This window comes from Crocinitomix algicola (assembly GCF_001661595.2).
GTDB classification, from domain to species: domain Bacteria; phylum Bacteroidota; class Bacteroidia; order Flavobacteriales_D; family Crocinitomicaceae; genus Crocinitomix; species Crocinitomix algicola.
Map to the genome: position 1 here is coordinate 165,840 of NZ_LYPF02000017.1, position 10,867 is coordinate 176,706.

Annotated in this window: 11 protein-coding genes and 1 pseudogene; 5 read left to right on the top strand and 7 right to left on the bottom strand. The window is 34.8% G+C overall.

The window, feature by feature from the left end:
- Positions 1-62: 62 nt before the first annotated feature.
- Together A8143_RS11470 and A8143_RS11475 are read right to left on the bottom strand one after the other, a co-directional pair.
- On the bottom strand, positions 63-1,244 hold the full coding sequence (locus A8143_RS11470; RefSeq protein WP_070138199.1) for an ABC transporter permease: 1,182 nt from the start codon (positions 1,242-1,244) through the stop codon (positions 63-65).
- Positions 1,245-1,246: 2 nt separating this feature from the next.
- The gene (locus A8143_RS11475) at positions 1,247-2,023 is read right to left on the bottom strand and encodes an ABC transporter ATP-binding protein (RefSeq protein ID WP_070138200.1); all 777 of its coding nucleotides are present in this window, start codon (positions 2,021-2,023) and stop codon (positions 1,247-1,249) included.
- Between the two features lie 123 nt (positions 2,024-2,146).
- Between A8143_RS11475 and A8143_RS11480 the strand changes: the two genes are divergently transcribed.
- The 4 genes and pseudogenes from A8143_RS11480 (at position 2,147) to A8143_RS11495 (ending at position 4,870) form a co-directional block, all read left to right on the top strand.
- Positions 2,147-3,463 (top strand): M23 family metallopeptidase, encoded by a 1,317-nt coding sequence (locus tag A8143_RS11480; protein WP_083261349.1) that lies wholly within the window; start codon positions 2,147-2,149, stop codon positions 3,461-3,463.
- Between the two features lie 311 nt (positions 3,464-3,774).
- Entirely contained in the window at positions 3,775-4,083 is a 309-nt protein-coding gene (locus A8143_RS11485) for a helix-turn-helix domain-containing protein (protein ID WP_070138201.1), read from the top strand.
- A pseudogene (locus tag A8143_RS11490) lies at positions 4,073-4,541 on the top strand (DNA cytosine methyltransferase); the annotation flags it as partial. The gene A8143_RS11485 and the pseudogene A8143_RS11490, both read left to right, overlap by 11 nt.
- Before the next feature lie 110 nt (positions 4,542-4,651).
- Positions 4,652-4,870 (top strand): hypothetical protein, encoded by a 219-nt coding sequence (locus A8143_RS11495; RefSeq protein WP_139134341.1) that lies wholly within the window; start codon positions 4,652-4,654, stop codon positions 4,868-4,870.
- On the opposite strand, the gene A8143_RS11500 is transcribed toward A8143_RS11495, so the two are convergent.
- Both A8143_RS11500 and A8143_RS11505 read right to left on the bottom strand, forming a co-directional pair.
- Entirely contained in the window at positions 4,865-5,335 is a 471-nt protein-coding gene (locus A8143_RS11500; protein WP_070138203.1) for a hypothetical protein, read from the bottom strand. The genes A8143_RS11495 and A8143_RS11500 overlap by 6 nt on opposite strands.
- On the bottom strand, positions 5,335-5,598 hold the full coding sequence (locus A8143_RS11505; RefSeq protein WP_070138204.1) for a helix-turn-helix domain-containing protein: 264 nt from the start codon (positions 5,596-5,598) through the stop codon (positions 5,335-5,337). Before A8143_RS11505 ends, A8143_RS11500 begins: the two co-directional genes overlap by 1 nt.
- Before the next feature lie 94 nt (positions 5,599-5,692).
- Between A8143_RS11505 and A8143_RS11510 the strand changes: the two genes are divergently transcribed.
- Positions 5,693-7,033, top strand: coding sequence for a Sau3AI family type II restriction endonuclease (locus tag A8143_RS11510; protein WP_245676502.1), 1,341 nt, complete (start codon positions 5,693-5,695; stop codon positions 7,031-7,033).
- Positions 7,034-7,322: 289 nt separating this feature from the next.
- Here A8143_RS11510 and A8143_RS11515 read toward each other — a convergent pair whose 3' ends face one another.
- The 3 genes from A8143_RS11515 to A8143_RS11525 form a co-directional block, all read right to left on the bottom strand.
- Positions 7,323-7,571: a GlsB/YeaQ/YmgE family stress response membrane protein gene (locus A8143_RS11515; RefSeq protein WP_070138206.1), complete on the bottom strand. Its 249-nt coding sequence runs from the start codon at positions 7,569-7,571 to the stop codon at positions 7,323-7,325.
- Between the two features lie 101 nt (positions 7,572-7,672).
- On the bottom strand, positions 7,673-9,937 hold the full coding sequence (locus tag A8143_RS11520) for a PKD domain-containing protein (protein ID WP_070138207.1): 2,265 nt from the start codon (positions 9,935-9,937) through the stop codon (positions 7,673-7,675).
- A 116-nt stretch (positions 9,938-10,053) separates the two neighbouring features.
- Positions 10,054-10,867: PKD domain-containing protein (locus A8143_RS11525; protein WP_139134342.1), on the bottom strand; the 814-nt coding region annotated here is incomplete at its 5' end.

The following is a 10,867-nucleotide window of genomic DNA, read 5'->3' on the forward strand; positions in this document are numbered from 1 at the left end:
TGGAAAGCCCGCCACTTTTACGCTGACTAAAGCGTAGAAGGGGAACGCCCTAAAAACAAAAACTACCGCAATATATTGGTTTCTTTTCCAAACTGCTTAAAGGATATAAATACGGCAACGGCAGACAATAAAATTAACGAGGTAAATGTAATGATCAAGGGAATGAGAGGTGCTGTTCCTGCAATCATTGCTTTTGTAGCCAATACAATATTGACAATGGGAATAAACGCGGTAACATAATCTAACTCAAAACCTGGTAAAAAACCGATCATGGCGGGTAGAATAACTGCCATATTTAGTGGGGTAAGAATACTCTGAGCTTCTTTAAATGAACGTGCATAAACTGACACGGGTATCATAATTCCTGCAAAAAAGATGGCAACAGGAATTAATAATAGATACAAAGTGATGATTAATTGAGGACTAAGAATTTTATTAACCTCTACCATTAACCCATTTCCATCAGCCATAAAGTTTAAACTTACAAAAAGGCCTATTAATACAACTGAAGCACTTATTAAACCAAAGGCAGCAACAACAATCATTTTACCAACCAAGAGATGAACCCGATTAACCGGAGAAGCTAGCAAGGTTTCAATAGTACCTCGTTCTTTTTCTCCAGCAAATAAGTCAATAGCCGGCAACATGCAACCCATAAAACAAAATGCTAAAAATATATAAGGTAAAATTCCACCAGCATATTTGCCAATCACCTCTTTAACCTCACTTTGATTATGTAAATTACGTTGAACCGGTTGTGCATAGTTAACAGGTAAGTTTTGACTTTTTAGGCGTTCTTGGACCAAATCTTCGTCACGTAAATCTAGCAATTTCTGAAATCGATCAAACTCTTCGTTGTCAGCTTGTCGATAATATAAGCTGTACGCAGCCTGCTTTCCACTTTGATAATTTGAATCAAAATTAGCAGAAAAAAGAATCGCCAAATTGATTGAGTCTGATTTTACATCTTTTTGCATTTGAACTGAATCCGAGTAAAGCGTAAAGGTATAATTGGCAGCAGTGTCCATTTTTTCAATGTATTTTTCAGACTGTCCGTTTAAATAATACCCTATTTCAAGTGTTTTCTCCGCTTCTTTTTTGGATTGGGCTAATTGCAATGTTGTAATCAAATACATGATTAAAGGAAAGGCTAATAAAGGAATAAGAATCATTCGCATTAATGTCCGTTTATCTCGAAACATGTCAAGAAACTCCTTTTTTGCTATTATAATGATCTTTTTCATGCTTAAATATTTATGGGAGAATTATGGTTTACTATTCGAATAAACTCCTCTGTTAACGAACTTGTTTTCATATTCGCACGGAATTGTTCCATTGTATCGCGGAATAACAATTTTCCTTTGTTAATTATTGCCAAATCATCACAAAGTAAATCAACCTCTGACATGATATGAGAAGAGAAAATGACAGTTTTACCTTGACTTTTACAATCTCGAATTAGTTTTATGATATTTTCAGCGGTTATAACATCTAATCCGGAGGTTGGTTCATCAAATACCACAACTTCTGGATCATGTATCATCGTCCGTGTAATCGAAACCTTTTGTTTCATCCCAGTAGAGAGTTGACCAATTCTTTTTTTTGCAAAATCATGCATATCTAATAGGTCGTAATAATGTTGTTTTCTTTGTTCAAAATCTGCTGGGTTTACATCGTTTAAATCAGCAAAATACTTCAAAACTTCATCAGGTGTTAATCGCTCATACAGTCCGGTTGATCCAGTTAGAAATCCAATTTTTTTACGAACTTCATTTGGTTGCACGGCCGCATCAATACCTGCCACTTCAATTTTCCCTGATGTGGGACGAATGATTGTTGAAATCATTCTTAAAGTTGTGGTTTTACCTGCCCCATTGGGTCCCAAAAGTGAAAAAATTCTGCCGGGCTTACAAGAAAAAGAAATGCCATCAACTGCAATTGCTTCTTTAGCTTGAGTATTAAATTCCTTTTGCTGCTTCTTATTCAGTATATAGGATTTCCTCAAATTTTCAACTTGAATCATAGTACAAAGATTAATTGGTTTAAAACTAACATTCCTGTATTAATAAACAATGAAAGAGAATTATAATTTAATACTTCTTAACCTTTACTTTTGTCAAAATTCAAAAAACTGAAACCAAACTACATGCGAATAACAAAATATATTGGCGTTTTATTGATTCAACTGATCTTTTTAAGCTGTGAAAATGGTAATCAACCTAAAACCGAGTCAAAAAAAGATAGTGTATATCTTGCACCACCAGTTGTCGAATTTGGGTTTGTTTTAGATTCTTTCCAAGTCTTCAGGGATACTGTTCGTCCGGATTGGACCATGAGTCATATGTTTGCACCACATAGTATTTCGCAATGGGATATTAATCGTGCAGCGGAAAAAGCGGCGGATTCACTAATTGGTTTACGTTATGTAAAAGAAGGCACGCCTTTTTTAGTTTTATCTAAACTCGGTGACACCAGTCGTACAGCACAATATTGTATATATCCAAAAAACATTGTCGATTACATTGTTTTTGATTTTACAGATTCTGTTCACGTTGAAAAAAGATCAAAACCAAATGAAGTTCATGAGCGAATACTTTCTGGAGAAATCATTCAAAACTCAAATTTAACTTTTGCTTTGGACCAACAAATGCAAGATTTAAATATGACTGGTGAAATGGCGGAATATATAGCTGGAGTTTTTGCGTGGACAATAGATTTTTTCAGATTACATCCAGGCGATGAATTTAAAGTTATCTATGAAGAAAAGTCAGTGGAAGGCGTTCCTTATGCTGTTGGAGGTATTTCATCGGCTTGGTTCAAGCATCAAGGTCATGAATTCTATGCCTTTGAGTATACATTGGATTCGGCAACAAATAAAGTTGGTTTTTTCAATGAAGAAGGAAAAGAAATGCGTCGTCCATTTTTAATGGCTCCTGTTAAATATTCGCGAATCAGCTCTGGATTTTCTAGTAGGCGATTTCATCCCGTTCAACGACGGTGGAAAGCTCATTTAGGAACCGATTATGCCGCGCCTAAAGGCACCCCGATTATGGCAACTGCTAATGGTGTTGTAATTAAAGCTTCTTACAGCGGTGGGAATGGTAATTATGTTAAAATTAAACACGACGAAACGTATAGCACGCAATACTTACACATGTCAGGCTTTGCAGAAGGTATTAGAAAAGGAGTTTTTGTAAAACAGGGTCAAGTCATTGGCTATGTAGGAAGTACAGGCTTAGCAACCGGTCCTCATGTTTGCTATCGTTTCTGGAAAAACGGTAAACAAATCAATCATCGCGCAGAAAAATTTCCTTCATCTGTTCCTATGGTCGACTCACTTTTACCTGATTATCTTGAATACATTAAACCGATAAAAGCAAAGATTGACGATATGCCAATTACTCCTTATTTACAACAAGAAATGCTAGATACAGATTTAAACGAAATTAAGAATCCAGCATAGTGAATTCGGTTTATATAAGTTGGACAGTTAACATGACCTAATAAATAATAAGAGCTATTTTTTTTTGCTCTCAAGCTCTTAAATACCATAGTCCGACACCATTAAGCTCTAAAACCTCTTGTCTTAATGTAAACGATTTTAATTTTTGCTTTAAAAAATGATTTAGTGTTTTCAATAAAAATCTAATTAGCTAAATCTGTACTTTATTTTATGCGTTGTTCTTTGCGAGCCTTAAATATTTTTATTTAAACGCTAAAATTCAAAAATGTTTTTTACATTTGGACAATATTTGTCTAAAACAATTTTGAACAATGAAAACTTTAGGTGAAACATTGAAATGTGCAAGAGAGGAAAAAGCAATGATTCTACGAAAGGTTGCTGCTGAAGTAGATATTGACCAATCTCTTATAAGCAAATTCGAGAAAAACGAAAGAAAACCGACAATGGAACAAATCGTAAGACTTGCAAAGTTTTACGAACTTCCCGAAAATGAACTTATCATAAATTGGTATTCGGAAAAAATTGCAGACGAACTAAAATACACGGAATCGACTTCCGAAATATTGAAAGTAGCAGAAGAAAAAATTAACTATTATAAAGCTCAAGAAAATGGAAAATAAGAAAATGAGAGTTGCAGAATTATTTGCAGGAGTTGGAGGGTTTCGTCTTGGACTTGAAAAAAGCAATTACGAAGTTGTTTGGAGTAATCAATGGGAACCTTCAACCAAAACGCAACACGCATCAATGCGTTTATGAAGCTCGTTTTGGAAATGAAAATCATTCTAACGAAGATATAAACGAAGTAGTAACAAGAAATGTTGAAGAAATTCCAGATCACGATTTATTAGTTGGCGGTTTTCCTTGTCAAGATTATTCTGTTGCGACTACATTGCATAATTCAAAAGGCTTAAAAGGTAAAAAAGGTGTTCTTTGGTGGTCAATTCATAAAATTTTAGAGAATAAAAAGAACAAGCCGAAATATCTTTTTTTAGAAAATGTTGATAGACTTTTAAAATCACCAGCAAAACAAAGAGGACGTGATTTTGCTGTTATGTTACAAAGTTTAAATGATTTGGGCGTTACCTAAAGGTCGGGCTTTACGCACTCGCTTTTTTGTTCCTATCGTCTCAAAAAGAGCTCAAACAATTGCTTCAAACCCTAACGCAGATTAGAACTAAAATTAAACAAATGAATAATTATCAAAATTGGATAATAGATGAACTTGAAAGTTGGAAACAAACTTTTAACAATCAATATCCTGACCATATGGAAGAAGTGATTTCTGAAGAGAAAAAAGGCTATGATGAAATTCAAAAATTAATAGAAAGAATTTCTAATAATGAATGCTCAAAAGATGATTACGAATCCATTTTATTTCATCTTTGGCAAATTAAATATGAATCATAAATTAATTTGAAACTGTATTCTTTTATTCCTAATTATTTTTTCTAATTCCTCAATTGTTAGCATTGCATAGGAAGGTGATTTTTCGTTTAAACAAACGAAACAAAACCTAAATCTATTGCCTAATAATTTTCCAAAATTAAATTCATTTTCTGTTGCACCAAAAAAGAACCCTTTTGGATTTTCAGGAAGGTATTTTTTAGTAGTTTTTAATTCGACAAATAAAATCTCGTCAAGATGCGTTTCAATGTAATCTTTTTCAAATTTAATTCCTTTAAGTTTTGGTATGTAAACCATATCAAAAGATTGCAAGAAATTATGAGGAATATCAACTTTATCTAAAAGCTCTTTCTTCATATCCTTATCAATCTTAAAAAAACCTGTCTGTTCTTCAATAAGATAATTTATTCCTTGCTTTTCAGTAACATTATTAGATAATGTCAATTTAAATGAATGTTTTCTTGACATTAATCTTGAATTTTTAATTCGTATTTTTTTAGTAACTCTTTCGCATTATCAAATTTTAAAAGCTCATCAAGAGTTAAATTGAATGATTTAGCAAAAATTGCCATATTGGTAAGTGAGATATTGCGTTCTGCTCTTTCTATCATTCCAATATAAGTTCTGTGAAATCCAGTTTTGTGTGATAATTGCTCTTGACTCAAGTTTTCTTGAGTTCTCAAATAGCGAATTCTATCACCAAATTCTTTTAAAAGAAATTTATTAATCATAAGCCGAAACTATACTAATTGTATGTTTTGATCAACCGACAATATGTATCATTAAGAAATTGCATTGCGTTAGGGATTGCAGTGGAAATCCTTTTTGAGAGACACGAACAAAAAGATTGAAACGAAAAGCCCGACCGAAGGGAACGCCCAAATAAATGGAAAAGGAAATTTCGGTCAGATTTTAGAGAAATTCTATTTTGGTTACGAACCAAATTCTGATGCAGAACCAGATTTTAAAGAAGCAGGTCTTGAACTAAAATCAAGTCCATTAAAAACTTTAAAAAATGGAGAATATCGTTCAAAAGAAAGACTTGTTTTAAATATCATTAATTATTTAGAAGTTCACAAAGAAGAGTTTGAAACTAGTTCATTTTGGAAGAAAAATGCACATTTACTCTTAGTATTCTATCTACACGATAGAGAATTAAATTTACTTGACTACTTAATAAAGTTAGTTGACGGTTGGCAATATCCGAACGAAGATTTAAAAATTATTAAGCAAGATTGGGAATTTATCAATCAAAAAATAAAAGACGGAAAAGCTCACGAATTATCAGAAGGAGATACATTTTATCTTGGAGCTTGTACAAAAGGCTCAACAGCTCTAAAATCATATAGAGACCAGCCATTTAATAATGAAAAAGCAAAACAAAGAGCATATTCTTTAAAACAAGGTTATGTCAATCATATAATCGCAAATATTGCTCAGGAAGAAACAGCTGTTTATGGAAAAATAATTGAGCAACCAGAAATTTTAGAAAAAGTACGTTCAATAGAAGAAATAGTAATTCTAAAATTCCACCCATTTTATGGAAAATCCGCTGAACAAATTGCACAAGAATTAGGTTTAGAATTAAACCAAAAAGCTAAAAGTTATTTTGCAAATCTTACAAATGCTATTCTTGGACTTGAACTCGGTCAAAAGATAGAAGAATTTGAAAAAGCCGATATACAAGTAAAAACAATTCGACTTAAAGAGAGTAATTTACCAAAAGAAGATATTTCGTTTCCTACATTTGAATATCAAGAACTTGTAGAAAAAGATTGGGAAGATTCAGAATTTAAGAGCATTTTGGAAAGTAAATTTTTCTTTGTGTTTTATCAATTTGAGGGAGAAAATTTGATTTTAAGAAAGGTAAAGTTTTGGAATATGCCCTACTCTGATATTGTTGAAGCCAAAATTGTTTGGCAAGAAATGGTAAAGACAGTTGCCAGCGGAAAAATCGTAAGAGAAGTAACTGAAAAAGGTGTGAGAAAAACTTATTTTCCAAAGAAAACTGAAAATAGAATAAGCCACGTTAGACCACACGCAAGAAATGCAGCAGATACTTATGAATTACCTGTAGCAGATAAATTAACAGGATTGACTGAATATACAAAACATTGTTTTTGGCTAAACGCAAGTTATGTGCAAAACGAAATATATTTGAAATGACTCAATGCTCGTAAGCTATCGATAACAACACTTAGAAACAACAATGTAAACAAAACATTTAAAATTGTTCTTTTTCGCGGCTCATAGGATATCTTGATAAATAATAAAATTGCATACCAAAATTAAGATTTAAACTAATTAAAAAACAAACCTGATTGTTTTTGAATTTTAAGGCGGAGTCTCTATTTTGTTTTTTAAATTATAAATCCAAACATTCTTGTAATGCCAATTTTTCAAGCACTGTTACTTACATTATATATTTCATTACAAACTTATAACAATACTACAACTACCGCTTAAACAAAAGTCTATTTAGAAAAATCAATAATATTGCTCCAAAAGTGGCAGTTAAAATTGAACCAAGCCATCCTGGTGAGCCATCCGAAATTCCGATTAGCTGAAATACCCATGCTCCAAAAAATCCGCCAGCCAAACCAAGAATGATATTCCAAACTACCCCCTCAGATTTCGACTTCATTATTCCACCGGCCAACCAGCCAGCTACTCCTCCAATTATTAATGCGACAATTAATTCCATAGTTTTACATTTATGATTCACTATAAATTAATCAAAACAATTGAATTAACGGATACTTATTCGCTCAGTAACGAAGTATATCGATGAATGAAAGACAACCATTATCGGAGGAGGGTCACATGTCCGCTTACTTCATGTTTTTTATCGCTCATGGTCTCTCCAAACTTAATGAAATAGGTATACACTCCATCTTCAACTATTTCACCGTTACCGTAAGTACCATCCCATCCTACTGCAACATTGTACGATTCAAATACAATTTCACCCCAGCGGTTATAAATCACCAGATGATAATCATAAACATCTAATCCCAAATCAAAAATGGGTTTAAACGACTCGTTAAAAGAGTCCCCGTCTGGGGTAAATGCGTTAGGAATGAAATAAAAAAGTGCATCCTCAATATAGACCTTATCAGTAACTTCATCAAAGCAACCAAAATTATTTTCAGCACGAAGGGTTATCGTATAAGATTTATTCCCAACCACTGGATAACTGTGCGTTGGATGCTCCAGATTAGATCCAGAACCATCACCGAACCACCAATCATATGTGGTTGCGTAATCAGATTCATTGATAAATTCAACTTCTGTATTTGTGATATTACTCGATTCTGGACTAAAGCTAAATGCAGCCACTGGCGTATGAATTACTTTAATAAAATTCAGTTTTGTTTCAGTGTCTACACAACCGTTTATATCTACAACCGTTACATTGACATCAAATTCTCCCACTGTCGAATAGGTATGGTTAACTGGACTTCCAATACCTGAACCACCATCACCAAATGTCCAGTTATAAGATACAGCTGGTGTTGAACTTGTAAATGTGGTTTCAAAAGGCTCACAGCCTGTAGAATCACTTGCCGCGAAATCAGCAACTGGTAAACCGTGAACTGTAATCGTAATTGCATCAGTTCCCGAACAACCTCCAGTTATTGTTCCCACCATATTGTAAGTATAAACACCTGCGGAAGGAGGCGTAAAGGGAACTCCATTAGTAACACCGCCATCCCAAACGTAAGTATCTGCACCACTACCTGATAAAGTTACTGATTCACCCAAACATAGTTCAATATCGGAAGCATTTGCGGTTACGGGTATATCAGTTAGAACCGTAAGCGTAACCGTTGCGGTGTTCACACATCCAGTAGATGTATTTGTTCCAGTAACGGTATAATTAAACGTTCCTGCTGCAGCCGGTGTATAACTTATTCCATCAACTACTCCACCATCCCAAGAATATGTATCAGCTCCTGAACCTGTAAATATTACCGATTCTCCTAAACAAATTTCAGTGTCATCCACCGTTCCAGAAACAGCGGGTAAATCATGAACTGTAAGATCAACCATTGCTGTATTTTCACACCCTTCATCTGTTTCCCCAACAACGGTATAAGTCTCTGTTCCTACATCTTCAGGAGTAAAACCTACCCCGTCCGTTACTCCCATATCCCAAACATAACTATCCGCACCACCACCGGTAAACACAACAGATTCACCAATACAAATTTCGGCATCATCCACAATGGCTGTTACTGTTGGCACTTCATTGACTGTAATCTCTACTGAAAAATCGCAATCATCATCATTGTCACTCGTTGCTGTGTAGGTAGTTACTCCAACCGGCGGTACAAAGGCAACCCCATTCGTTACTCCTCCATCCCAAGAAATTGTTCCTCCATTTGTCGAAATGGCCTCTAATGTTATTTCTTCTCCTTCACAAATTTCAGTAGTCGAAACTGTAGTTTCAAGATCATCACAAGGCGGATCAAATGGAGTTCCTTCCAACACAATAACACCGTGAGGATCTGGTCGTCCTGCACCATCTGAAAATGGCTCAAAAACAATTCCAATTACCCCCACTCCAGGAGGAATTGCAAAATCAGCGAAATCTAACACTTGAGATGGACGCTCATAATTAAAACCAAAAACCATAGCACCACAAGTTGCGAGTGAACCTACTGCATTTGTCGTAACTAATGTTAAATCGTAATCTGCAAAAGCAGTAGTAGTTCCATCTGATAGACGCAAAGCAACATGCCACGACTCTGTATACGTATGTAAAGAAACTAATAACACCTCATCTCCAACTCCATCATAATAGGTAACACCCGAATTCCATGTCCCTGAAAATGACCAACCCAAAGGAACTTCAGCTGCACCATTTTCAAAATCGGCATCGCCTATTTCTGCGTTGATAACAGCAATACTACCACATGGCGCACCCTCGTCTGGATTTGTATAATCTGTTGCATAATCAATACCTGTGTATGGACCGACAACTTGGCTATAGAGAAAGCTTGTTGAACATATAAATACTGTTATGATTATCGTACGAAAGTTAAATTTGTTCCTGTTTAAGGTCATTAGTTTGAGTTATGATGGGTGAGTTAAATTATTTCACTCTCCTGACGTAAACAATCGACGAAGAGTTGCTTTTTCATGTTTAAACAGGTTCTTTTTTAAGATTAATTTAAAACAGCCTATCTCATAAGGTTCACAAAACCACTTTCATAATGCTTTTTATCCGTCATTGTTTCTCCAAATTCCATTTTCCAAACATAAACACCATCCGGAACGATGTCTCCATTTCCGTAGGTTCCATCCCATGCTCCTGTAGCGTCGTAAGATTCAAATACCATTTCTCCCCAACGGTTAAATATCATTAAGTGAAAATCGTAGATATCTAACCCGGAAGCAAACTGAGGTCTAAATTTATCGTTGAACGAATCTCCATCAGGCGTAAAGGTATTTGGAATAAAATAAATCAAAACATCGTTTATTTTAACTCGTTTTGTGATGGTATCTGCACATCCAAAATCATTAGCAGCAATTAATGTCACAGGGTAGGTTACGTTACCTACTTCGGGGTAAAAATGTACAGGCTCAAATGTCGATGAGTTCGCTGTTCCATCTCCAAAACTCCATTCATACGTTGTCGCATAGTCCGCATGATTGATAAAGTTAACTTCTGTATCCATGATATCGATTGCTTGTGGAGTATATGAAAAATCTGCCACGGGTTGCTCAAATATTTCCACAGCATTGGGTTGAACAAAACTCGCAACACATCCTTCGATAGAAGTTATTGTTAATGTTACATCATAAATTCCTGCCGAATTATATTGGTAAGATGGTGCGCTTGCTGAACTTACTCCGCCGTCTCCAAAATCCCAGAAATAAGATGCTCCTGGAGTTAAGGTCGTGAAATTAATCGTATGCGGATTACACCCTTTCATCTCATCCCCCATAAAAGAAACGTTTGGTAAAGGGTGAACTGTTACTGTTACTGCGTCG